Origin of the sequence: Halobacteriovorax sp. GFR8, assembly GCF_050955245.1 — a bacterium.
In the GTDB taxonomy this organism is placed as follows: domain Bacteria; phylum Bdellovibrionota; class Bacteriovoracia; order Bacteriovoracales; family Bacteriovoracaceae; genus Halobacteriovorax_A.
Map to the genome: position 1 here is coordinate 1,518,074 of NZ_JBPBLR010000002.1, position 25,630 is coordinate 1,543,703.

Consider the following 25,630-nt stretch of genomic DNA (forward strand, 5'->3'; position numbering starts at 1 on the left):
CAAATTTAACAAATTTCGCTATTCCTAAGTCATATTCTTTCCCCTATAATGTGTCTAATTACTTAAAAATGCGAGGAAATATGTCAGTAAACGGCGTACCATTTATTACTTTAAATCGCTTTGAAGATGGGTTTCGTGAAGAATTCCTTTCAGGCGTTGAAACACTATTTGATAACACACAATTTATCGGTGGACCTCAAGTTAATAAGCTTGAAGAGAAGCTAGCAGCTAAGACTGGAGCTAAGTATTCAGTTGGTTGTGCTAACGGAACAGATGCAATCCAAATCGCTCTAAGAGCAAGTGGCGTTGAAAAAAACGATGTCGTTCTTGTTCCTGATATGACGTTTTGGGCGACTTTTGAGGCCGTAGTCAACGTTGGTGCAAACCCTGCAACTGTCGATGTTAGTCGTGAAACTCTTCACTGGGATAAAGAGACTTTCAAAGAAGCTGTTGAGAAATTTAAGCCAAAGGCCGCTATTCTTGTTCACCTATATGGTTGGGCATGTCCAGATACAATGGAAATCAGACAAATTGCTGAAGAAAATGGCGTGATGCTAATTGAAGACGGTGCTCAGTGCTATGGAACGACAATCAATGGAGAATCGATTCTTGGAACTGCTAAGATCTCAACGACAAGCTTCTACCCAGCAAAGGTTCTTGGAGCTTCAGGTGATGCTGGTGCAATCTTCTCAAACGATGAAACTCTAATTAATACTTGTCGTACACTAATCAACCACGGACGTACAAGTCACTATAGCCACGGTCTAATCGGTTGGAACTCAAGAATTGGTGCTTACGAAGCGCTATTTCTAAACCTATCGTTAGAGCATATTGATGCAAGACTTGATTCACGCCGCAAGGCCGTTAAGTACTACCAAGAAAATCTTCAAGGTCTACCTCTTAAGATGCAATCAGTTCCTGCTCACGTTGGTGAAAATGGTTACTGTAGTGTTGCTCTTATTGAACCAGAGCTTAGAGATGGGCTTACAGCTGCTCTGAAAGAAGCAAATGTAGGATTTGGGACAATTTATCCAGGTGCCATGAGTAAGCAAGAAGGTGCTCCTGCCCACAGTGTTGGATCAATTGATCACGGTAATGCCGATTATATTAGTAAAGCAGTTTTAAACCTGCCATGTTTCGCCTATATCACGGAAGAAGAATGCGAGTACGTTTGCCAAGTAGTAAAAAATTATTTTTCAAAATAATCACTTTAGGGGCCGTTGTTATTTCGGCCCCTGCTTTTTCAAACGGAAGAACCGAAAGGATCAACGAGTTAGAAAGGCAAAAGAGTAAGAGGCCACCTCCAACCAACCAAGTTGGTCTAGGAACCAGTTTCTCATCTTCACTCTATAAAGTTGGGGATCAATTCGATATCCCAGTCGTTCCTTCAATTAACTACAATTATAAAAGATTCTCATTTCGCGGTATTGCCGCAAGCTTTCGCCTATTTCCTCTCACAAACCTGACCCTTACGCCAGACTTTAACAAAGTGGAGGCCGAGGCAGGAACATACAACGATGGACTCAAAGAGCGTGATCGCTCACTTGATTTAGGAATAACATTTCTCTTACCATCGAAGTGGTTTATGACGAGATTTAGCTACACTCATGATATCAGTGGCCGCTCTGAGGCCAGCAAGTACTATGTCTCAGTATCAAAAGCGTTTCCAATTGAACCTTGGAAAGGTGAAAAAATTGTTTTAATTCCAGGTCTTACGTATTCTCAGTATAGTGACAATTGGAGCCGTTACTACTTTGGTGTCTCTAACAGTGAAGCACGTGCAGGTCGTCCAGAATATACTCCAGGGGCCTCTCATCAGCTAAGTGCTAGGCTTATTGTGAATTACCCTATTGGCAAGAAGTACGTGCTTAATAGCTTCTATTCGTACACGAAGTATTCAGCTGCGGTAGAAGATAGCCCCTTAACTAAAAGAGGCTATCGTGAAAGTATTTTTCTTGGTCTAAATTATATTCTTGGAGAGTCGACTCGCTAAATTTGCTATCTAGTCAAGAAACTCAAAGGCCTTCTGTGCAAAGAGTGCATCAGGTAGGATATAAAGTGTCCAGTCAGTGATGTCGCTGTTAATAATCTTAAGGTTATTCTTCTTATAGCGATTATTATATAAGCGGTAATATGGCCCAATAAAGCGCTCATCAAGCTCAGCTAAAACCCTGTGTGCATTATCAGCATACGATCTAACACTACTTGGATGCTTAAGATCACTTATTCTTGTTAGTGCATCTCTTAATACCTTGGCAGCAGTTGCAATTTGCATTAGCTCGGCACCTGTTGTTGAGTAATTATCTGCATGAGACTGCTCATCATTTAAAACAGATAGCGCATTGTAACTATTAATGACTTTCATCAGGCGATGCTTTAATGAAAGCTTTGAGATGTCACTGTTATAGAAGAGACGATCATAAGCTTTTAGAAAGTCGGCCGGCGTCTTAAGCTTTCCATCTTTTACAGATTTAGAGATTTCATTGGCCTCTTTCATAATTAGGTAAAGCTCATGCTTATCAACTGTTGATGGATTAAAGACCATCTTGAAGTCAAAATTAATTGTCTCACTTGGGTAATCGATTCCAATACCAATTTTTCGTCCCTTAAAGTCCTGATCTTGAACTAAGAGTAAATCCCACACTGGTCCAGCAAGACGTGGGTTAAGTTGTAATAAGATATCTTTTTTCGTTGTAAAGACCTTCAGATAATTATTAAGAGCAAAGCCAGCAAGAGTTGCATTACCATTTCTCTCATCTGTAGGGTTTAGCATTGGCCCAGCAATCTTTAGAACAAGCTTTTTAAGGTTAGAGCCTACGATACCATTTTTAAGGTTCACATCCCCTATCATGGCATTTAAAACCGAGCCAAATAATCCAGCATTCTTTGCTGTACGGCCAATTGATTCAAGCTCAATCTTTAGTAGCGTATTGCCTAGGAAGATCTCATCTTCATTCTTTTCAAGAAGATCCTTCTTGTAGTCTTTTAATGCCACTGCATGAAGCTTTATTCTGGCACTAATTGATGAGCGGTTATTTTCGATAACATAATTCTTATCTTCATTACCAAACATATTGTTAAAGACTCTGGCGCCAAACCAACGCTTCTTCTTCTCAACTTGATTAAGAGCAATTGATAGATATAGCTGATTGTCTCCCTGTGATCTAACAGTTAGATCCTCAAGGATATTCACGCTTCCTTCTTCAAGGTTTGAGAGCATCGCCTTTGCTTCTTTCACTTGAGGCGCAATCGAGGCCGTAAGAATTGAATTTACCATCGATTCAAACTCTCTAAGATTAATCTTAAACGAGTAATCAGTTGGACCTTCATTATTTAGATCACCTGAAGTCCCCACAAAGTTAAGGCTATCTTTCTTCTCTGGACGACTGTAAATTTTTGATAAGAAATCCTTTGTTCTCACACCGTGACCGATGGCCAGATCAATATAGGTCTTATCCATTAACTTATCGAAGATCGGCTCAATATTCCAAACTTGAACATTATTTTGAGCATAGAGAATCTTTTCACTCAGAATTGTAGGGTCTAGGTTAATCTGAAGTCTTCCTGTGCGGCGATCGATTCCTAGGATATTATTAAAGAACTCCACAAGGTTCTCTTCAGTCATCTCCTCTGGAATCGAGTTAAATGGACTTTGAAGGTCTAGTTTTTTAACAGCAATGATTTGTTCTTCAGTCTTTACAGTCTGGGTGCGCTGGAAGTTCTCCTTGAAGCTTTCTAGCTTTTCAATAAGCTTTCTTTTTACTTCTGCTTCATCAACAATCACTTCATCTTCTTTGGTCGCAAGTGGATCGCTTATAAGGTAAGTCTTTAAGATATTTGCTGTAGCAAGTTTCGTAAATTCTTCAAGAAAGTACCCCTTATCTGTCTTAGGAGTTAAGTGGATACGTCCTTGGCCACTACCAAGAGTTGCATCTTTAATATCAAGTTCTAGAACACCTTTATCTCTCATATACGTATAAAGAGAAATTTCAAATGGAACAGAATCCCCATAAGTTTTGCTATCGAGGCGAATATCTGGATTATTAAAGTCAATGCCTTCGCCTTCAAGTCCCATTTCAAATAATGAGTTAAGCTCAAGATTCACACGTCCTCTTAAGATAACACCTGGTAGATGTGGTGCTAGGACAACATCCAATTCTTTAAATAGCGGCTCTTTATCAATAAGCTTAAAGTCACGGAAAAAATTCGTAAATTGTGACACTGCATTTTGCGAGATACGAGAATTTACAAAAGGCATCTCAGGTCCTTTGCGTCCTCCATTTCGAGTTTCCATATCCACAACATGTCTAAGCTTTAAATCGGCAATTGAGACCCTTAGAAACTCATCTGCTTGCTCAAAGAATTTAATATTGGCAAGTTGAGGTTCGTCAATAAAGTATAGGTCTTTTTGACTTAGTGCTTTTCTTGCTTTTGAGATAGAAGTCTTGAGTATTTCGTTAATGATCATTCTTTCACGATCATTCCAATTATAAATCCCTGTCGCTTCTAACAGTCTAGAATGCATTTTGGAGAGTCTTAGTTCTGTATCAGCACTGAAACCGTAAGTCTTATATTCTTGTTCACGAAGCTTCTTAAGCTCGTCAGCTGCAACTTTTCCTTCGGCCTTAACTCCTTTGATATAGCTAAGAGAAGGATTACCAATACCACCTTCAATTAAAAAAGATGCACCTTGCTTTGTTCCCTTAAGCTTCTTAGGTCCAATATACCAAACCTGAAGATTTTCAAGATCGCGGTAGCGAGTCAGGCCGGAGAGTTTCATAAAGTTGAAACGCAGACGAACGCGATTATCTTTCAAAACGATTTCTTCATTATCAAATAAATCTTTAATGACTTTAGAAAGGTCTTCATCAGAATAATCTGTTGGGGCCTTATCATCGGCCATAAAGTAATTGAGTAAACTACGGTTTCTTAAAAGTGCCGCCGTCACATTCGTTACGATGTGCATACCATTTGTATAATCAACGTCATCTAGAATAAATTTTTCAATTGATAGCTCTACATATTGGCCACGTACATATGGAGGAAAACCTAGAACAAGTGAAATCGAGTGCTCATTTAAAAGCTTATCTCCGGCCTTATCTTCCATCGACAAGAGCATTGAGTCTGGAATGATAATTGTGGCATCGAGGTGAAAGGTGCGATTGATAGGATCGAGATCGATCTTAGTAATCTCTTTAAAGCTTCCTTTTCCATCACCAACAAGAAGGTCTTGTAAATCATAGCGTAGAAATTTTAGAGGCCACTTAAGTGAAACCAGTGCTTCTTCATTACCCCATTCTTCATCGGCGCGAGAATTGATCGGTCCACTGTGCATCGGCTTGGCCTGCACTTGTGTCGAAAAAATAGTCACTGTCAAAAGAATTGCTAGTAGAAATTTAGATTTAAACACCTTATACCTCTCTCAATGATTTCTTAGGGGTATATGTTGCAACTAGAGTGCCAACTTTATTAATTTAGGTCATTGAGAAAATACGCTGGCATTTCACGTATAGGCATGCCACCAGCAAATCCGCCCTTACTCATGCATAGAGGATCCTGTGAGTCTTGCGGGCAGCGATTATAGCGCATACAATTATTGGCCGTGTCTTTAACGAGAGACCAGCCTGAACCGAATGTGTGGACTCCAATTACTGCATTTTGATCAAGACTATAAATGGCCGAGCCAGAGTTTCCACCAAAGACATCGAGGTTGTACTCTAAAGTTGGCCCATTATCATATTCAACCTTACCTTGATCGACTATTTTTAAAGGTGCCCCAAGTGGGCTTCCTACAGTAATCAACTTTTCTTCTTCTTGGAAATCTGTCGAAAGTTTTAAAGGCCTTGTATGTGAGACAGATTCTTTTAATGCGATGATTGCAACATCTGCTTCTTCCTCAACATCAAAGAGTACATGAGTTACCTTTTCACATTCATAAACTTTCTTATAAGTAGAATTTTCTTGTGTATAATCAAAAACAAAGACAAAGTTATCACAGAAGTTATACTGATCACCCTTGTTTAAGAAAACACAGTGACCTGCGGTCATCATCTTGTTTTCAGAAATTAAAAAAGAGCTGCACTCACCAATTGAATTCTGATGGGCGAATCTTTCGTCGGGACATAAGTTTGAGCGTTCTTTAATGCTAACAAAGCGCTCTAAGTTATCTTTATGTATTATGGCAGCTGTCGCATCAGAGACAATATTCTTACTTACTTCACGGCGATTATCATCACCATAAATCATCTTATTTGATTTAATAAGAAGCTCAGCATCCTGATTGTGACAAGATAAGAATATAGTTAAAAAGCATAGGCTTAAGATAATTCTCATAGGCCACAATATAAAGTCTTGGCCTTAATTATGGTTAATTTTGTAAACTCGTAACGGGCCGTAAAGTAATTGGCCATTTATGTCATTTTGTGGAAAAATTTTAAATAAGTTTTGTTACTCAATTATCATAGGGAATTATATGGATATTTCTGTATTTCTTGCGCAAACTGTAGATATCCTTTGGGGCCTACCATTAGTGATGTTACTTGTTGGTGGTGGTTTATATCTAGTGGTGATTTCGCGTTTAAAAATGCTTGCAGGCTTCATTCACGCGCTAAAACTTATTGCAGGAAAGTATCACCACGCTCATGATGATGAGAGTAAAGGACAAATTTCACACTTTAAGGCCTTAACAAATGCCCTGGCCTCAACGGTTGGTATGGGAAATGTTGCTGGTGTTGCGGTAGCGATTTCACAAGGTGGCCCTGGTGCAATATTTTGGATGTGGGTCGGTGCTCTTATTGGGATGAATACCAAGTTCTTCGAGTGTACGCTGGCCGTTATGTATCGTAAGAATGATCACCACGGAGAAATTCAAGGTGGACCGATGTATACAATCATAGAGGCGCTTCCAAAGTATATGCACTTTCTTGCTTACTTCTTTGCTGTGGCAGGACTCATTGGTACTCTAGGAATTTTTAACACGAATCAAATGGCAACCTTTATTGAATCAAATTATAGCATTCCAACATATATAACAGGAATTGTAGCTGCCTTATTAATAATTTACATCCTTATGGGTGGTGTACGAAGAATTGGAGGTGCAACTTCTAAAATCGTTCCTGCCATGTGCCTACTTTATGTTGGTTGTGCTATTGCTATCATTATCATGAATCTATCAAGTGTTGTGGATGTGTTCTATCTCATATTTAATGAGGCCATCAATGGACGAGCGGCCGTCGGAGGAGCTTCTGGCCTAGCAGTTGTCCACATCTTTAAAACAGGAATAAAAAGAGCAACATATTCAAATGAGGCCGGTGTTGGTTCAGCGCCTTTGGCCCACGGAAATGCCAAAACAAGTGAGCCTGTGGCCGAAGGCCTCGTTGCAATGGTTGGCCCATTTATTGATACAATTATCGTTTGTACGATGACTTCAATTGTTATCTTAAGCTCGCTTACTCCTGAGGAGCTACAGGGTTCAAATGGTGTTCTTATCACTCAAATGGCGTTTGTGAAAAATTTTGGAGTTATGGGTTCACACTTACTAGGCCTATCAATTATTCTGTTTGCTTTATCGACTATTATCGGGTGTTCAAATTATTGTGAGAAGTGTTGGGATTTTCTCTTTGGTGGAGTGCCTCTTTTAGGAGCAAGATTAACCTTTGCAATCTTTTATGCCTCAACGGTGCTTTTGGGAGCAGTCTCAGCACCAGATGATATGGTAAATGCTATGGATATTGGCTTCGCCTTGATGGCCATTCCAAATATGATTGCCACAATTTGGCTAGCGCCAAAGGTTAAGCATAAGATGGATGATTACTTTGCTAAGTATATGCGTCCGTAGATATCGGCACACTCACCTGTGGCCTCAATTGACTTGAGAGTACGCTGCCATTTATTTTCAAATGGTATATCACGACAGTCATTATGACTAACTCCACGTTTCATAATCGCTCTGATTGTGCCTTTGCAGTTGTTTGCTTCGATAAAAAAGCCTGTGCTAAAAAAAGTGTCTATTTCTTCAATGACTCTAATATCAACCTTTTGCTTAATTCGTTTTTCAAGAAAATCATTCACTTCTTCTAAGCAAAGATTATCATTCTTAAGTGGGATTCTTTCTTTATCAAAACCTAATTCTACGATTTCTTGTCCTTGTGGGTCCTCAGGCATTTTTCGAGAGATTTCATACTTATCTTGTGTTGAGAGATCGTGATAGCCTCTAATATGGTTCCAACCATAGCCCCAAGCATAACCTGTATGAAATGATGGATTGCCACCGATATAGACAGCAACTTGCATGGCCTTACCAAATATCTTAGAGAACACATCTGAAACACATTGCCTAAGTTCTTCGTCGGCCGCTATTTTTTCCATCAGAGTTCCACCCATCCAGTAGCTAACGTCATGTTCAATACAACAATGTTGCCATAACTTTGGAGCATTAAATGTTCCTTGTGGTGAAATTGATGAGCAACCATCTGTTTGAAATGGCCTTAAGTAATTTTCAACATTTCTTTTAGACAAAACCCCATCATTTAATTCAAGTAGGCCATAATCCTGAGCATAGGAATAATTCACGCTAAAAATTGAAAATAGGATAAGTAATAATAAGAAACGCATTGGCCAAATATAGCAAATCATTAGCTATATTCAGAAATTTATGACATTTCTACATGGGTGTAAAAAGCTGTGACACTAATTTCGATAGAGACTGTGGGGCTTCGTTTTTATCCTTTCTTGTTGATTTTCTTGTGCTGATGCTGGTTCCCGGTCACCCTTATCACGCTCCACAATCATATAAGTAATCATGGCCACCCATAAAATGATGGCCACGATTGATAGGATAGTATTTCTGATCTTAAAAAAATTCTTATAAACCATAACACCACCTACTTCATTGAAATAACTTTTGGCTCAATAGGCTCAATGCCTGGAACCTTCCATTTCAAATCGAGAATCTCTTGTGATGGAATATATAGTCTCATGATGACATAGAAATTTCCTTTTGGAGTTGCCAACCAATTGGCCTTTTGCTTTTCATCCATCGGTATACGATTCGACAGATATAGGTCAAATGAACCATCAGAATTCTTAGTGAGATTACTGCTATTATTCAGCGAATATCGTTCGAGATCATTTTTTATAAGCATTTTGCTAACACTGTCATAGACAGTGACCGACCAGAACGCTCCAACCTTTGGCCCACTCTTAAAGCGAATTCGATACATTTTAGAGCCAGTAAGTTTATTTCCTTTTATATCGACTTCGGCCAGAGGATATAAAGCTTCCTTCTCTCCTTGTCCTCCTAGGTATGGATGAGAGACCATCGAGCGTAGCGCATAATCATCCCCAAAATTATCTAGCCCAAAAACATAACTCCAACCGTTTGCAAATTTTGTATTAGCTGGGTTTCTGATTTGAGCAGCTGCGACTTGAGGGCCATCATTTAACACTTGAACTAAGACATCTTGAACGGCCTGTGAGAGCATCTCTTTTCTAAAACCATCATTAGTAAATCCAATTTTCTTAAATTGTCCAAATAGGGCCTTTTCTTTATCAGCGACAGGGTTTACCTTTAGGTACTCTCCTAGTTCTTGAAAAAATCTTAGTGGATCACTATCGCTTCCTACGCGCTTCTCAAGGGGATAAATTCTCACTCGGCTTTTCTTTCCTAGGTATTCATCTAACTCTGTAAGCTTATACTGATCTTGGATTTTATGAACCTTTGTTAGCTCCTCATCCATATCTTCTGACTTAAGTATTTGTGTGCGTCCCCAAAGCCAAACTTTTGATGTTGGTGCCTCAACGATCGTAAGGGCTGAAAGATTCTTATCCTTCTTGTACATCTCACTTGTATTTGGCGCCACAATTAAGTATTTCTGCGCATTTGTACCTGTTGTTCTTGTCCCCACATACTTAATGAGGTTATGCCACATATCGAATACATCAATAACATAGTAGCGATCCTTGATTGCAGGAACTGATAGAACCATTGGTGACTGATTTAAGTCTAAGATAGCACTTGAATAAAGAGTGTCCTGATTGGCCGTAGGCATATCGGTATCAGTTGGTCCTGGCAGACGTCTAGAGTGACCAAATTCGTTTAAAGGTGCACGGTAGCTTGTTTCAGGCTGCTTTTGTGTTACGTCAGTATAAGTGCGGGCGATATTTTCCATTCTAACAAGTGTTGACCCCCAAAGATAAGCATTTAGGCCAAGAGCATAGGCTTCTTTTAAAAGCGGATCTTCTCTTACTGGAACAGAAGCAATTGACCTCTCTGCGCTGCCACGTTCTTTGCCATAATAAATTTTATCAATGGCCGCTTGAGAGAGATGCGTTCGATAGCTTTCTGGTGTATTAGTTTGAATAAGATAAGTAACAGTTGATATCCATGAGATAGCAAGGACCACCCCTAAAGCAGGAAAAAGGTATTTTTGGTAACTTGATTTGCTCATCGCTATTTCCTTGTTTTATTGTGTGCATAGTCACAATATAGCGCAAGGAAGATAGCAATGAACTTAATAATCGTGAATTAAGGTTAAGTATTTAAAGAGTCAAATGCCTACCAAGTCCAACTCCCGGATACTCTCTCTTATTTGCACCGGGCTGTGCATATCCATTAATTAAAACTCTTCTTGGTGAATCTGTTTTATTAAGAGATGACGAATGAAAAGTGTATGGCCCAAAGAACGCCACATCACCGGCCTTTAGCTTAAGATCAATAGCTGGTAGTTTATCCAGTAATTCATCAATAATCTTCGGGTCTTCTTTATAATTTAGGTGCCCTTGAAGGTGTGATTTAGGGATGAACTTAAGAGGTCCATTGAGTGAATTCATATCATCAATGGCCATAACTGTTTGAACGTAACTTCCTCGCCCATCAACATCTTCCCACATCTCTGTCCCATAACGACGATGTTCACTATCTTGATGCCACTTAAACTCGACAATTTGTCCAGGCAGCTTAAAGTGGGCCTGATTAATGAGCTGAACCATTTCATTTGATTCGAGAATTTTACTCACTATATTTAAGATTTTCTTGTCAGCACCAATATCAAGAAGGTGTTCATCATAACCACCACACCAGACAATGCGGTTCAATGCATTCTTGTCAAAAACGAATTGCGCTAGCTTGAGCATCTGAGTTTCATCTATCGTTAGAGATGCCTCATAGAGATTATCAAATGAGCGCTTGATACGTTTAATTTCTGTGTAATCAAAAAGGCCTTCGACAATGCAAAAGCCATTTTCATAAAAATCTTTTACTAATTTATTATAATCTAATTCCATAAAGTCATTATAGCACGATATTAAGCATTCTTCTTAATGGCTCTGCTGCTCCCCAAAGAAGTTGATCCCCACTTGTAAAAATATTTAGGTACTCATCTCCCATATGCATCTTACGAACTCGGCCAACTGTCGTCTTAAGTGTTCCTGAAACATAGCGCGGGTTTAGCTTTTCACGAGTGGCCTCTGGTGTATTTTCAACAAACTCAGTATATTCAGAAAAGTTCTTAATCATATCTTCAATTGTTTTAAGATCAACTGACTTATTAAGCTTTACTGTTAATGCTTGTGAATGCGAACGTAGTGCTCCGACTCTTACACATGTCCCATCAATAGGAATTGGATTCTCAGAACGTCCTAAGATCTTATTTGTTTCACTAAATGCTTTCCATTCTTCACGTGTTTGGCCATCTTCGACAGCACTATCAATCCAAGGGATTAAGTTAAGTGCCAGTGGTACACCAAAGCAGTCACTGTCTAGCTCATTACTTTTTAAGAGATTTGAAATATTTTGATCAAGTTGAAGAATTGGTCCATCCATTAGAGGCTTGGCCATATTTCCAATTACTTCCATTTGTTTAAGAAGTTCTTTCATATGACGAGCACCTCCACCTGAAGCCGCCTGATAAGACATTGTACTCATCCATTCAACGAGCCCTTCTTGGAAGAGGCTTCCAATTCCCATAAGCATTAAACTAACAGTACAGTTTCCACCTACAAAGTTTTTAATTCCATCGTTAAGGGCCTTGTCAATGATATCGCGGTTAACAGGATCGAGAATGATTAGCGAGTCATCATCCATTCTCTTTGCAGAAGCAGCGTCAATCCAAAAGCCTGGCCAGTTAACCTTTTCAAGTTCAGGGCGTACTTGCTTTGTATAGTCTCCGCCTTGGCAAGAGATGATAATATCCATATCTGCAAGTTCAGAGATATTATTTGCGTCCTTAAGCGTGTGAGTAGCATTGTAAATAAGTGGACCAGCTTGGCCAGCTTGCGAAGTTGAAAAGAAGTATGGATCGATTTTGGCAAAGTCTCCCTCGCTCTCCATTCTCTCTAAAAGAACAGAACCAACCATTCCACGCCAACCAATAATTCCTACTTTTTTCATATGTATCTCCAGAGGCAACGGCCTTTTTTATTTAATTATGCCTAAAATTATAAAAGTATAGACATCAATGTGTCTATCCACTACAATTAATTTCAATTGAAGAGGCGCAGTGTTCAGAGCGTGTTGATAAGGGTGTACAACTATTTTAGTCCGTTATCAGTCAACACAATGGGAATATTGCCGAAATAAGGCCAGAGTGTACAGCTTGTCTTATTGGTCACTAAGGGAGAAGCCTTAGGACTGTCATATAGTAAATTTTAATTAACGAAATTAGGATTTAGTTATGTGGAGAGCTTCAAATGCAAATGTTAGCTTATATCTTTTAGCTAGATGTTTTTTTGCATTTCTTTATTCTCCTACATACAATTATCTTAATTTTAAAGCTTTAAACGTTTTTACTTTGGAGACTTATGTCAACTCAAACAAATGAAGTTATTGTTGCGAAATTTGGTGGATCATCGATGGCAAATCTTGAGGCCATGACTCGTAGTGCTCAAATCAGTGTTAATAAGGGCGCTAACATGGTTGTCGTTTCGGCCGTCTACGGTGTTACAAATCTTCTTGTGGAGATTTCTAAAAAAGCACCTGCTGGTAACGAGGCCCGAGTTAATGAACTTATTCATGAAATCGAAGATAAACACCGTGAAATCCTTCAAGAAATGCAAGCTTCTGAGAGCTTAAGAGATGATGTAACCCAACTTCTTTCAGAAGTTAATATGATCGCAAAAGGCATGCTTCTTTTAAGAGAGTGCTCAGACCGTGCCTATGATTCACTTGTTAGTCTTGGTGAGCGTCTTTCATCTCTTGTTTTTAGTGAGGTTCTAGCTCGAATCAATGAACAATCGGCTTCAACTAAGAAAGTCGAATTATTTGATATTCGCCAAGTTCTTGTAACAGATGACAATTTTACAAAAGCTGCACCTGATATTGAGGCGACTAGGGCCCGTGCAGACCAGTTATTAGTTAACGCAAAATATGGCGACATCGTCTATGTTTCACAGGGATTTATCGGAGCAACTAGCGAGGGACTAACGACAACTTTAGGACGTGGCGGCTCTGATTATTCAGCGGCCCTCGTAGCTGAGGCGATGGGTGCTGATACTCTTCAAATTTGGACCGATGTTGCAGGTATTGCAACAACAGATCCACGAATTGTTAAAGAAGCAAAACTTCTAAATGAAATTACATTTTCTGAAGCGGCCGAGCTGGCAACTTTTGGTGCAAAAATACTTCATCCAACGACCTTAACTCCTGCCTTACGTGCCGGGATTAAGGTCTTTGTTGGATCGAGCTACGAACCTAATGAGCCAGGGACATGGATTAAGAGTAGTACCGAGTCTGCACCGTTAATTCGCGCAATGGCATTAAGACGTGAACAAAGCCTTGTCACGTTATCGACGCCGAAAATGTTACAGGCCCATGGTTTCTTATTTGAAATTTTCAAGATCTTTAACGAATTTAAAGTCAGTATTGACTCAATCACGACGTCAGAAATTTCTGTTGCACTTACTTTAGATGATAGTGCTTTATTAAATAAAAAGATTATTGATCGTTTGGCCGAGCTTTGTAGCGTGAAAGTAGAAAAGGACTTAACATTAGTAAGTCTTATTGGAAATGAAATTAATCACACGCCAAATATAGCAGCACGAATTTTCAGTGCTATTGATGGAATAAATGTTCGTATGATTTGCCTAGGTGCCAGTAAGCACAATTTTTGTTTCTTAGTAGGTAAGAATGACGCTGATGAAACAATACAAAGATTACACAAGGAATTCATTTAATGAAAATTGCACTTTTAGGAAAAGGAAAAACTGGCTCAAAAGTTATTGAACTATGCGAATCACCAGAATATTCACATATAGAATTAGAAGTTTTTGACTCAAAAAATTATTTAAAGAAAGATGATCTTAATAGATTTGATATGGTCCTCTCTTTTTTGAATGGAGATGTTTTTTTAGAGCACTATTTTGAATTATTAAGCGAGTCAGGAATCTGCGTAGTAACTGGTTCTACTGGATTTGCATGGACACCAGAGTTAGTAAGCAAAATTAAGTCACCTTGGATTAAGGCCACTAATTTTAGTTTAGGGATGAATTTAGCTAAAGAGATGATTCGTATAGCGGCCAAGGCACAAGCTCTCTTTCCTGCCAGTGATCTTAAGTATGAAATTCATGAAGTACATCATACGAAGAAATTGGATGCCCCAAGTGGCACTGCCCTTTCATGGCAAGAATGGCTAGAAAATGACTCAACTATTACAAGTGAGCGCACTGGCGATATTATTGGAATTCATGAATTAAAGATTGATACTCCAAATGAATATATTACAATTAAACATGAAGCTAAGGATCGAAAAATTTTTGCAGCAGGAGCTCTTTGGGCCTGTGAACGTGTAAAAGACTTAACACCAGGTCTTCACGACTTTAGCGATATTGCATTACAAGTAATAAGAGAAAACTAATTAAGGAGCTATTTCAATGGCAAATCACGATTATATTAATTCAACACCACTGTGGACGGCGGTTATCACTCCCCTAAACTCAGACCTAACGATTGATCTTGACTCTCTAGAGTCGATTTTAAGAGAGCAAGAAGCTGCTGGAAACGGAATCCTTATTCTGGGATCAACTGGTGAGGCCTTAAATCTCAATCTTGAAGAAAGAAAAAATATCTTAAACTTCGTTATCGATCTTGAGTTAAAAGTTCCACTGATGTGTGGTGTTGGAGGCATTAACCTTGCTGAAACATGTGAGTGGGTTTCATACTTAGATGGACTTGAAATCGATGCCTATCTTATGGTGACACCTCTTTATGCAAAACCTGGAGCTGAAGGCCAATATGAGTGGTTTAAGGCCCTTATGGACGTCTCAAATAAACCAGTTATGCTTTATAATGTTCCATCTCGTGCAGGGATCGAGTTGTCATTTGAGGCCGTGAAACGCCTTAATAAGCATAAACAATTTTGGGCCATCAAAGAAGCAAGTGGAAGTCCTGAGAAATTTGCAAAATATGTAGAAGCAGCTGGTGAGCAAGGCCGAGTATACAGTGGAGATGATGGAATGCTACCAGAATTTGCGCCACTTGGTGCCAAAGGACTTGTTTCAGTCGCTTCAAATCCGTGGCCTGCCCAAACTCATGCATACACTGTGGCTTGCTTAAGTGGCGAATTAAGTGAAGAAGAAACTAAAATGTGGGTCGAATCAAGCAATGCTATGTTCGTTGCCTCTAACCCTGTTCCAGCAAAATGGTTAATGAAAGAAAATGGACAAATTAAAGACGCAAGTCTTCGCCCACCTCTTTCAATCAAAGATATGAAATTAGAAACAAATGTTTTAAATGCAAATAAGAAAATAAATGAATGGAGAAAAGCATAATGACAATGACAGTAGATGAAATCCTTCTTGGACTTGAAAGTGGAACTCTAAGATCAGCTTCTAAAGTTGATGGTCAATGGGTTGCAAATACTGAAGTAAAACAAATGATCCTTGAGGTTTTTAAGGCCGGAAAAAATGTTGAACAATCTGAATTTGGTTGGCCAGGTTTTGTGGACAAGCACAATATTCCAGCACAAAAATTTACTGTAGACCGTGGTGTTCGCATGGTTCCAGGTGGATCAAGTGTTCGTCGTGGTGCTTACGTTTCAAGTGGTGTAATTATCATGCCACCTGCATATATCAATATTGGTGCATACGTTGATGAAGGGACAATGGTTGACTCTCATGCACTCGTAGGCTCTTGTGCTCAGATTGGAAAGAATGTACACCTTAGTGCTGGCGTACAAATTGGTGGCGTTCTAGAGCCAATCGGACTTGCTCCAGTAATCATTGAAGACGATGCTTTTATTGGTGCGGGGGCCGTTATCGTCGAAGGTATTCAAGTATTAAAACGCGCTGTTATCGCCCCTGGAGTCATCCTATCTAAAGGTGTTCCGGTATATGACTGTGTCAATGAAAGAAGATTAGAACCAGGAGAGCCTATTCCAGAAGGTGCTATCGTTGTTCCAGGAACAAGACCTGTTAACGAAAAACTTTCATGGGCCAGAGATATGGGACTTTCAATGAATTGTGCCATGATTGTAAAATACCGTGATGAAAAATCAGATGCCTCACTTGAGCTAGAAGCATTTTTAAGATAAGGCAAATACTGGAATGGAAAAAGTTTTAACGAAGTTAACAAAGAGATTAGACTCATCATTTTACTTTTATGATCTAGATGCACTTGAAGAACACCTTCGCTATATCACAGATAATAAAGATGAGAGCATTAAGCTTTACTATGCTTGTAAGGCAAACCCTTTGTCTTCGATTTTAAAACTTATCAGAAACCTTGGCATCGGCGTTGATGTTGCTTCCAAGGGAGAGCTTACACAAGTCGTGGCCAGTGGTGTGAAGTCTAGTGACATCATATCAACTGGCCCAAGTAAGTCACGAGGATACATCAGAACACTTCTAGAGCATGAAATAAATTGCGTCGTAGTGGAAAGCCTCTACCAACTGAAATGGCTAAATGAACAAGCAAGTGAGCTTGGAGTTAAGGCCCGCGCGCTCTTAAGAGTACAATTAGAGTGGAACTCACAAGAAAAATCAGTCCTAGGTGGTGATGAGATTACGGCATTTGGCCTAGATGAGTCCACGTGGGCGAAAATTGATTTATCAGAATACGAAAATATTGAGGCCATCGGCTTTCACGTTTTTCAGTGGGGTAATATTCTTGATCCCAAAAGACTCGAAGAAGTCTGGGATAAGACATGTGAGCGCATCAATGCCCTAGCAAACAAAATGAATATCACTCCTGAAGTCATTGATCTTGGCGGCGGACTTGGTATTCCCTATCAAAATCAAGACGAGAGAATTGATTTTAAAGATATCAATGCGGCACTTATGCGCTTAAAAACTAAGCATAATTTAAAGAAAATTTGGATGGAGCTAGGGCGATTTGCCGTTGGCGAATGTGGGTTCTACTTAAGCCAAGTTATTGATCGCAAGAATGTACGTGGCCAAGAGATACTGGTTCTCGATGGTGGGATTAATCATATTGCGCGCCCTGCCCTTACTGATCAGGCCTTCCCTTGTCGCGTATTAAATGAAGACAAAAAATCACAAGAGACCAGAGAATTTCATGTTCATGGCCCTTTGTGTACATCATTAGACAAGCTTGGTGTCTTTGAACTACCCAAAGATTGTGATTACGGAGACTGGCTAGTTTTCACTCAATGTGGTGCTTATGGTTTTACAGAAAGTATGCCATTTTTCTTATGTCATAATCTGCCAGCAGAAGTCGTCTCATATAAAGGGGACGTCATGATTCCTAGAACAATTAAAACAAGTGCTGACTGGGTTGAATAGCTCCACTCTTAAAGCGTGTTAAGAATTGGAATATTCTCTAGTTGAATATTTGGTGGTGCCATCTGTCTTAGCTGTGCAGGAGTGAGTCTTGGAAGCCCACGTCCAGGACCTGTAGAGTCTTCAGAAGCACAATTGTCACCATCACACTTAGTAACAACATACTCGGCCTTACCATCACTTAGTCCAGAAATACTTATTTCTGAATCAGCAAAGCTATCGCTCGTCACTAATTTAAAATCACCATCGCCAACCTTACATTCGACAGAGACAATATAATCATAGTCATATGAAGACAGCTCATACTCTTTTGCGCTTTCAAGAGATGAATTGAGAGTGCTTACTTTTTCTTTGCGATTTCCTTCTTCATCTTCTTCAAAGTATGTCTTTTTGATCTTACAGGCCTTAACTTTTTCATTTGTGAAAGTCACAGTAATGGCCGGTTTTGACCCATTAAAGTCAATTGAGAGATCAGCATCTACTTCATCTCCAGGAACATCTGTATTGTCAGGTTCTGGATTTACTGTTGGAGTAGGCTCAACAACATCGGGCTCATGTACGACAACTTCTTGATTTGTATTAACTTCTTCCACAACAGTATTAACCACTTCAGCAATAGCTGCTGAGGCATTTGACGTGTGAACCGCACCTTGTGTCACACCAGGATTCCTTAAGATAGCAGGTGTAGTCGATCCAGTATTGTTAGATGTAAGACTTGGGCCACTCAATTTTGGCGCATTTACCTGCTTCGTAATATCCGTATACTCACCTTCAATTGTGATTCCATCATTAACAGCATTCTTAGTATCACTTGCCGTTTTTGCGTCACTTGCTTTCTTATTAGCGGCCTTAATGAGTTCGATCTTATCATCAGTTCTTGCAATAGTGTGAGCAAGTTGTCTTGCACTATCAACAATACGCTGTCCTGTTGCTTTAATGATATTCCCTTTAGCTGGAACTGGAAGATTTGCTTGTGTTGGCGAAGGGAGCGCTAACACTTTTTCTCCTGTAATTGCACCTTGTGGAGTCCCATGTGGAGCACGAGCTGGTCTCGCGTTTAAAGCATTTGAAGTTGTTGATGCAATCTGTGGAGTCGTAGGCTTACCTGAACTTACGGCCTGTCTAAGGACTTCACGACGAGCAGTTGAGGCCGCGCTTGATCCACTAATTAATTTATCAACAACTGAAGGATCTCTTGAAGTAACAAGATCAAGTATCCCCTGTGCCCTTTGTTCACCACCTTTAGCAACATCCTTACGATAGGCCAAAGCAAGTAAGTCCATATCACTTAAGCGCTCACCACGAGCAATTTTACTCTCAATATTTTGATAAGTTGTGGCCTTTTGAAGATCACTTAAACCAGAAAAGTCGTAGATTCTATCCTTAACATCATCAAGGTTACGTACAACACCATTCATTTGTGGAAGTTTAGTCTCTTTGAAAACAAAATGTCTTTCCGCTCTCATGGCCTGGCCTTGAGCAGTCTTGGCATCAGAAAGAATTTTAATATTATCAATATCAATACCAAACTTAAGGACAACACCTTTATCAGTAACGGTTCCTAGCCCTGAATCAATGATGGCCTGATAATTATCAGAACCTTTATTGATTAATAAACCACTTCCATCTTCAAGAAGCTTTCCATCTTTTAATGTTTCCATACGCTTTCCTAAGCGTGTATAGAAAACAACATTTGGGTTAGCGGCTTCGTCAAATCCATTTATATAGCTTCTTACCTCAGGAATAACCTTATCAGATAAGAATCTTGTATTAGTTAACTTACCGCCTGATTGATTTTCAAGTCTTCTCAGCATCGCTGGAACTTGCGATTGATTATCAACAACAGCAACTGCTTTACTAGTAGACGTTGGCGCCGGAAGTCCAAGGACTCTCGGAGGAGGTAGTGCTAAAACGGCCTCAGGCTTTGGTGCGTTAAGTGAAGTTCTAGCGTTTAAAATTCCAATTGGTGAAGGAGATACATTTGTTGTTGTCGTCGCAACCTGTGTTCCTTTAGCTGTTTTAGTTATGGCGGCACCAGTAGTAGAACCAGCACTTCGGCCAGCTCTTGTCGCACTTAAGGCCTCTGCACCATATCTTGCAACAGCGACACTATCGGCAGCGACACTAACAAGCGATAGTCCAACGGAAATTTGACCACCAAGCTTTTGAGACTCAGCAGCTGCAATGGCCTCCATATTTTCTTCTGTTGAAGAAAGGCCAAGAGAGTGTTTTGTATCAGTTGTATCAAGCTGTTTATTAGCGTCATTAATTTCTCTTACACCAACGGCCGCCTCACCAACAATTAGTGCAGAACTTGCTGTAGCAAGTGCAATCCCGACCGGACTTCCGATCCCTGTAGCAACAAGGACACCTGATAGGGCCATCCCCGCCCCGGCCATCGTGACATTAGCAAGCTTCCATGTTTCATCATTTGCATAAATATCACGCATTTGACTACATAAGAATGATGCCTGCATATCCTGAAGCCCAGGAATAACTCTATTATTTTTAAAAGCTTGTGCAACAAGATATGGCCTATACTTAAGAAGATCCTTTAGATCTTTATCCATATCGTCAATATCCTTAGAAGAAGAAGGAATTTTATCTTCTAGATCTTCTAAATCCTCAAGCATATTCTTACTTACTGTCTTATCAAGGTCCTCAAAATCACTTGTAGAAATAGCACTAGCTGGCTTATGTGCTCCAAATAAAGGAGTTTTCTCAGCACAATCTTTTGCAAAGTCATTTGATGGAGCATGAAATTTTGAACGAAATTCATTTGTCGCGTAATACTTTCTAAAATCCGGATTTTCATTCGAAAAATTCATCATATTAGAAATATAGTTATTCTGTTCAGAAGCAATAAAGTCTTTATAATTCTTAGAGCTTCTTACAGATGCACAATATGGAAGTGTCCCCGTATAATAATTACCGGCCTGAGAAGACGTCACACATGGGAACTTTCTCTTAATTTTATCACATTGCTTATTAATACCATCAAGGAGGTCGTTAACCTTAGTTCTTAACTCTCCTTTATTTGTCTTTTTAATTTTACCTTCAGCAATGGCCTTCTTAAATTCATCTTTTGCACTATTAAGAATTCCTAGAAATGGCTCCTGTCCGAAATCTTGAGCCTCTTTAAGAATATCATCAATTGCACGATCTAAATTGGACTCACTTGCACCTTTAGACTTAAGCTTATGAAGAATATAATTCTTCATTGAAAGCTCACTACCGATTTTTAATCCGTCATCTAAGAGAGACTTAATTGATGAGTGTCTCTTAATACGATCGAAATCCTTTGAAAGTGTATCAAGTTCAGAACTACTTACACTTTGAACAATTTGATCATTACTACAAGCAACTTGAACAAGAGTGTCTCCAATATTACGTGAACTCATAAAGAAAGTACCAAGCGTGTTATCTTCAGCTTCTGCACGGTAATCTTTTTCACATCGTGAAAGAATTCCAACACCCTTTGAAAGACCTAGGCCTACACCTTTTTCAAGACCTTCTTGATTTTCTTTTGCCTTAGCTACAGAGTCCTTAATCTTAGCAATTCTCTCTTTTTGTGCGATACATGCTGCATCAGCAACATTATGACGACAAAACTCCTCGACTTCAGAAGCTAACTTATCAAAGGCCTGCATTTTCTTTTCATCAGATAAAAGATCCTTAACAATTTGTGGCGTTGTGTATTCACTTGCAGAGTTCTTACAAGCAGCTGTACCAAAATTCGAGCGATTACTGCCCTTTTGGCGTGCGTTTACACAAGCACCTCGTCCATCTTGACCAGGGCCAAAGAGTAAAGGATTACATCTAACTTTTAGGATTCGATTACCAAAGAAACTTTTTTCACAAGAGATCTTTCTTGGGATCTGACACTTTCCACTAACTAAAGTTGACTTATGTCCTGCAAGGAAACAATCACTCGACGCTGCATAAGCTTCATCAATTAAGAATTGAAACGTGTAACGATTCTTATACTTACGAGCATTTTCAATATTTTCGTGAAAATCGACAATGGAATTGTGGTAGTACTGTAGAGTAAGAAGATTCTTATAATCAGGCTTACTTAAATCAAGAGTATAAACTCTTTGACTCGTTTTCGCGCTCGTAGTGGTAGATAGAACTACTGCTAGAACAAGAAAAGCTGAATATAAAAGTCGACTTATTTTTACCATCGCTACCTTATCGTCTGGGCATCTAAAATTACTTAATTATTATTTAAATTTTGATTAATTCAAACAACTTACGGGTTTTAATGTATAATTAAGAGGTTATCTGTCAAAATTCGAATATTTAGTGACTTATAAAAAAGGCACTAGGGAGTTGATCATGTCTAATTGGAACTTAGAAAAGAAAATTATTAATATCGATGAAACAAATCACGCCCAGTACCAACTTAATATCTATGATCTAGTTCCTGACAAAGTGGATGAAAGTGCTCCAACAATCTATATTCAAGCAAATGTTCACGGCGCAGAATTACAAGGAAATATGGCAATTTTTAAGCTTCTAAACTTATTAGAAGATGAACAGATAAACGCAAGAATTCGAATGGTTCCAAATGCAAATCCTTATGCAACCTCGATCAAGATGGGAACCTATACCTATGGGCGCTTCAACCCTATTACAGGAGATAATTGGAACCGAATGTACCTCAACTTCTTTAATCAAAAAGAAGGACAAGGCCTAATCACAGAAGATGAAATTAAAGCATGTGAGAATAAGCAAGCGTATAAAAAGCTACTTAAGGCCAAGATTGCTGAATACAGAAATTATCACAAGGCCTACGGTATTGATGAAAATAAGAATCTCTTTATTACCCTTCAAGAGCTAGCAAGTGATGCAGATATTGTTTTAGACCTTCATACTGCAGGTGTTGGCTGTCGCTATATCTATGGCCCAGACTTCTTAGAAGAGAAGATGGCAGAGTTAAATTTTCCATTTCACTTAGTTATTCCACCTGAGTTTGGTGGAGCAATGGATGAAGCAAGTTTCTATCCATGGGTAAAGTTTCATGAAGCTCACAAGAGTGAGAATTCTTTTGAAGCTTATACTCTTGAATTAGGAAGTGAAGAAGTAATTGACTCTAAGGCCGGCCAAATTGATGCCATCAATATTTTTAACTATCTTGTTAAAAGAGGCGTCATTGATGCAGATCAGATCAACACAAAGAAGAATACACAGTATTTTTGTGAATTAAAAAATTATAAAGGATTCTTTTCTCCAAGTGCAGGCTTTATTGAGTACCACAAGGCACCTGGAGAGAAGTTTAAAAAAGGTGAAAAGATTATGAGTGTCTATCACTTTGATAAGTTAGATAGCTTAGAAGAAGTTATCTCCCCTATCCTAGCACCTTGTGATGGAATCGTGATCAATCATGCCCCAAGTTCAAATGTGAAAAGGGGCATGAGTATCTTAGAAGCTTTTACGCAATTTACATTAAAGCAGTCTTAAGAACCTTAAAGACCGCTTTGAAGCGCGCGAATACGCTTATCTAAACTTGGATGTGAGCTAAAAAGCTCAGCAAATGATGGCCCACTAGAGATCTTGAATGCTGTAAGATTAGGATCTGAGTTATCAACCATTTTTGTACTTTGTTGCAGCTTTTGAAGGGCCGCAATCATCTTGTCACGCCCTGCAAGTTTCGCACTTCCAGCATCTGCTCTGTATTCACGAAAGCGTGAAAACCACATCGTGATCGGCATAGCAAGTAGGCCAAAAACAATGTCGAGAACAAAGACAAGTGCCATATGAGCAAAAGGCCCAAGTCCCGGTCCCTCTTCGTCATCAGAACGAAGAGCATTTGAAATCACCATGGCACCAATGCGTGATAAGATCATAACAAAAGCGTTAACGACACCTTGGACCAGTGCCATCGTCACCATATCACCATTAGCAATGTGAGCGACTTCGTGACCGATTACCCCTTCAGCTTCATCACGACTCATTGTATGAAGAAGTCCCGCAGAAACGGCAACCATTGAGTTATTGCGACTAGGTCCTGTGGCAAAGGCATTTACTTCATTTGAATTATAAATATAAACATCTGGGTTTTTGATTCCGCTTGCACGGGCATATTGGTGCACGGATTGAGCAACCCAACCGTAATTTGGATCGTTTGGAGAGATCTCTGTCATACGATAGGCCATCTTCGCCATAAATTTTGACAGGGCCAAAGAAATAAAAGATCCACCAAGTCCCCAAACGGCACAGATGATGATAAGGGAATTATAATTCATCCCCGCTTCCGTCATATAGCCACGGATTCCAAGTAGATTAAGCACAATACCGATCGTTGCAACAACAAGGATATTTGTTAGTAAAAATAAACCAATTCTTAGCATTTTAGATTAACTCCTAAAAAATAATATTCCCAACATGATAGAGAGTAATTCTAAATTTGGTCAATAAGATGAATTATTGTTTACAAAAATTTAACAATTCTTCTCAAGTGTTAAGAAAGTTTAAAGAAAATTAATAAATAACCGAGTAATTAATAAGGAACTGTTAACGATTTTCATTTAAAAGAGCAAAATGATCAACAATAAACACATTACAAAGAAAGAGATTTTATGGAATGCGATCATTTTTGCAGCAGTTATCTTTACGGCCATTGAGGCCCCTTTCTCATTTATTTTCCAAACCAAGATTCAAGGCTGGCAGCTAATTTGTGACTTCTTAGTTTCTACTCTATTTGTAAGTGACCTTATTTTAAGAATCCGTAAAAAAAGAGCACAGAATATGAGCTTCACATCAAAGGCCCATAAGAATAAGTGGTATGCCCTAATCGGAATCGACCTCATTGCATCGGTTCCATACGACATTCTAAGTTATGCCCTAGGCTTTCATGCCTTCACTTATTTTAGACTATTTCGTCTTGTAAGAATTGCACGTCTTTTCGAGATGGTTTCAAATCTTGCCTTTGTGCCAAAGATGATTAAATTCACAGCTGTTCTAACGCTCTTTATGGTTGCCGTTCACTGGATTAGTCTATGCTGGATTATGATCACTCCAATTGACCAATCACTAATACAAGATCGCGTCACTCACTATATTACGGCCATGTACTGGACAGTAACGACTCTTACGACAATTGGCTATGGTGATATTACTCCAACAACAAATGAAGGCCGCCTCTTTACAATGGTTATCATGATCCTAGGAGTCGGTGTCTACGGTTTTGTTATTGGTACAGTCAACAAGATGGTTCAAGATGGAGAACGCTACAAGCAGCAAAATAGAGAGAAGATGCATGATCTTGTGAGTTTTATGAAGCACTATAACGTCCCTGAACGTCTGCAACAAAATGTATATAGCTACTACAACCACCTTGTGACAAAGAGGCTTACAGAAAATGATAATAAGATCATTAATGAATTGCCTCAGGCCCTTCAAGGTGAGCTTACTGTCTATATGAATATTAAGCTCATCCGAAACCTTCCAATCTTTAAGACGCTAACGTCAAGTTGCTTAAAAGAAGTTGCTGGTGCCCTTGAGCAAAAATACTATGGCCCAGGACAAACCATTATTAATATTGGCGAAACTGGCCATGAAATGTATCTTATTGGCCATGGAAGTGTTGAGGTTATCCTCAGTGATGGAAATGTTGTGGCCACCCTTCACGAAGGCCAATTCTTTGGCGAAAATGCCCTCCTGCACGACACTAAGCGAAACGCTAATGTGCGCGCACTTGGTTATTGTGAACTCTACAGGCTTGATAAAGAACAATTTGATGAAATCTCTTCGCGTCACAATGACCTTCTCGTAAGTATCACAAGTCTTACAACTCGTCGCTCCACTGATCGTTCAGAGCGTCACAGCCCAAGCGTGAAACGAGTTCAGCAAAAGCTTAAGGAACAGGAAAAAAACGAACCAGAAGCGGCATAATCTG

The 25,630-nt window shown here is 39.3% G+C and carries 19 protein-coding genes and 1 riboswitch; of the genes, 10 read left to right on the plus strand and 9 right to left on the minus strand.

Annotated elements, in window-relative coordinates:
• Positions 1-80 precede the first annotated feature (80 nt).
• Both ACRXC1_RS07815 and ACRXC1_RS07820 read left to right on the plus strand, forming a co-directional pair.
• Positions 81-1,205, plus strand: coding sequence for a DegT/DnrJ/EryC1/StrS family aminotransferase (locus ACRXC1_RS07815; RefSeq protein ID WP_433657840.1), 1,125 nt, complete (start codon positions 81-83; stop codon positions 1,203-1,205).
• Complete coding sequence (locus ACRXC1_RS07820) at positions 1,160-1,993, plus strand: MipA/OmpV family protein (RefSeq protein WP_433657842.1); 834 nt, start codon at positions 1,160-1,162, stop codon at positions 1,991-1,993. The genes ACRXC1_RS07815 and ACRXC1_RS07820 overlap by 46 nt, the downstream gene beginning before the upstream one ends.
• 9 nt (positions 1,994-2,002) lie before the next feature.
• On the opposite strand, the gene ACRXC1_RS07825 is transcribed toward ACRXC1_RS07820, so the two are convergent.
• Both ACRXC1_RS07825 and ACRXC1_RS07830 read right to left on the minus strand, forming a co-directional pair.
• Positions 2,003-5,410 carry a hypothetical protein gene (locus tag ACRXC1_RS07825; RefSeq protein WP_433657844.1) on the minus strand — a complete coding sequence of 1,136 codons (3,408 nt, stop codon included), beginning with the start codon at positions 5,408-5,410 and terminating at the stop codon, positions 2,003-2,005.
• Positions 5,411-5,469: 59 nt separating this feature from the next.
• A complete protein-coding gene (locus ACRXC1_RS07830; protein WP_433657846.1) occupies positions 5,470-6,333 on the minus strand; it encodes a trypsin-like serine peptidase in 864 nt (287 codons plus the stop codon).
• 139 nt (positions 6,334-6,472) lie between these two features.
• Here ACRXC1_RS07830 and ACRXC1_RS07835 point away from each other — a divergent pair, with 139 nt between their 5' ends.
• Complete coding sequence (locus ACRXC1_RS07835; RefSeq protein ID WP_433657848.1) at positions 6,473-7,837, plus strand: alanine/glycine:cation symporter family protein; 1,365 nt, start codon at positions 6,473-6,475, stop codon at positions 7,835-7,837.
• Here ACRXC1_RS07835 and ACRXC1_RS07840 read toward each other — a convergent pair.
• From ACRXC1_RS07840 to asd, 5 genes are all read right to left on the minus strand, one after another.
• Complete coding sequence (locus ACRXC1_RS07840) at positions 7,810-8,613, minus strand: hypothetical protein (protein ID WP_433657850.1); 804 nt, start codon at positions 8,611-8,613, stop codon at positions 7,810-7,812. The genes ACRXC1_RS07835 and ACRXC1_RS07840 overlap by 28 nt on opposite strands.
• Positions 8,614-8,688: 75 nt before the next feature.
• Positions 8,689-8,874 carry a hypothetical protein gene (locus ACRXC1_RS07845; protein ID WP_392908458.1) on the minus strand — a complete coding sequence of 62 codons (186 nt, stop codon included), beginning with the start codon at positions 8,872-8,874 and terminating at the stop codon, positions 8,689-8,691.
• Positions 8,875-8,882: 8 nt separating this feature from the next.
• Positions 8,883-10,448 (minus strand): DUF1254 domain-containing protein, encoded by a 1,566-nt coding sequence (locus ACRXC1_RS07850; protein WP_433657852.1) that lies wholly within the window; start codon positions 10,446-10,448, stop codon positions 8,883-8,885.
• A gap of 91 nt (positions 10,449-10,539) precedes the next feature.
• A complete protein-coding gene (locus tag ACRXC1_RS07855) occupies positions 10,540-11,283 on the minus strand; it encodes a phytanoyl-CoA dioxygenase family protein (protein WP_433657854.1) in 744 nt (247 codons plus the stop codon).
• Positions 11,284-11,290: 7 nt separating this feature from the next.
• On the minus strand, positions 11,291-12,388 hold the full coding sequence (gene asd, locus ACRXC1_RS07860) for an aspartate-semialdehyde dehydrogenase (protein WP_433657856.1): 1,098 nt from the start codon (positions 12,386-12,388) through the stop codon (positions 11,291-11,293).
• A gap of 91 nt (positions 12,389-12,479) precedes the next feature.
• Positions 12,480-12,692, plus strand: a riboswitch (Lysine riboswitch).
• Positions 12,693-12,798: 106 nt separating this feature from the next.
• Between asd and lysC the strand changes: the two genes are divergently transcribed.
• From lysC to ACRXC1_RS07885, 5 genes are read left to right on the plus strand one after another with little or no spacing between them, the layout of a single operon-like run.
• A complete protein-coding gene (gene lysC / locus ACRXC1_RS07865) occupies positions 12,799-14,169 on the plus strand; it encodes a lysine-sensitive aspartokinase 3 (RefSeq protein WP_433657858.1) in 1,371 nt (456 codons plus the stop codon).
• Positions 14,169-14,849, plus strand: coding sequence for a 4-hydroxy-tetrahydrodipicolinate reductase (locus tag ACRXC1_RS07870; RefSeq protein ID WP_433657860.1), 681 nt, complete (start codon positions 14,169-14,171; stop codon positions 14,847-14,849). Before lysC ends, ACRXC1_RS07870 begins: the two co-directional genes overlap by 1 nt.
• Positions 14,850-14,865: 16 nt before the next feature.
• Positions 14,866-15,762 (plus strand): 4-hydroxy-tetrahydrodipicolinate synthase, encoded by an 897-nt coding sequence (gene dapA / locus ACRXC1_RS07875; RefSeq protein ID WP_433657862.1) that lies wholly within the window; start codon positions 14,866-14,868, stop codon positions 15,760-15,762.
• Positions 15,763-15,767: 5 nt separating this feature from the next.
• Positions 15,768-16,523, plus strand: coding sequence for a 2,3,4,5-tetrahydropyridine-2,6-dicarboxylate N-succinyltransferase (locus ACRXC1_RS07880; protein WP_433659906.1), 756 nt, complete (start codon positions 15,768-15,770; stop codon positions 16,521-16,523).
• 13 nt (positions 16,524-16,536) lie between these two features.
• The gene (locus ACRXC1_RS07885; protein WP_433657864.1) at positions 16,537-17,733 is read left to right on the plus strand and encodes a PLP-dependent decarboxylase; all 1,197 of its coding nucleotides are present in this window, start codon (positions 16,537-16,539) and stop codon (positions 17,731-17,733) included.
• An 8-nt stretch (positions 17,734-17,741) separates the two neighbouring features.
• On the opposite strand, the gene ACRXC1_RS07890 is transcribed toward ACRXC1_RS07885, so the two are convergent.
• Positions 17,742-21,914 carry a hypothetical protein gene (locus tag ACRXC1_RS07890; RefSeq protein ID WP_433657866.1) on the minus strand — a complete coding sequence of 1,391 codons (4,173 nt, stop codon included), beginning with the start codon at positions 21,912-21,914 and terminating at the stop codon, positions 17,742-17,744.
• Between the two features lie 154 nt (positions 21,915-22,068).
• Here ACRXC1_RS07890 and ACRXC1_RS07895 point away from each other — a divergent pair, with 154 nt between their 5' ends.
• On the plus strand, positions 22,069-23,193 hold the full coding sequence (locus ACRXC1_RS07895) for a hypothetical protein (protein ID WP_433657868.1): 1,125 nt from the start codon (positions 22,069-22,071) through the stop codon (positions 23,191-23,193).
• A gap of 5 nt (positions 23,194-23,198) precedes the next feature.
• On the opposite strand, the gene htpX is transcribed toward ACRXC1_RS07895, so the two are convergent.
• The gene (gene htpX / locus ACRXC1_RS07900; protein WP_433657870.1) at positions 23,199-24,083 is read right to left on the minus strand and encodes a protease HtpX; all 885 of its coding nucleotides are present in this window, start codon (positions 24,081-24,083) and stop codon (positions 23,199-23,201) included.
• A 190-nt stretch (positions 24,084-24,273) separates the two neighbouring features.
• Here htpX and ACRXC1_RS07905 point away from each other — a divergent pair, with 190 nt between their 5' ends.
• Complete coding sequence (locus ACRXC1_RS07905) at positions 24,274-25,626, plus strand: cyclic nucleotide-binding domain-containing protein (RefSeq protein WP_433657872.1); 1,353 nt, start codon at positions 24,274-24,276, stop codon at positions 25,624-25,626.
• The last annotated feature ends 4 nt before the right edge of the window (positions 25,627-25,630 follow it).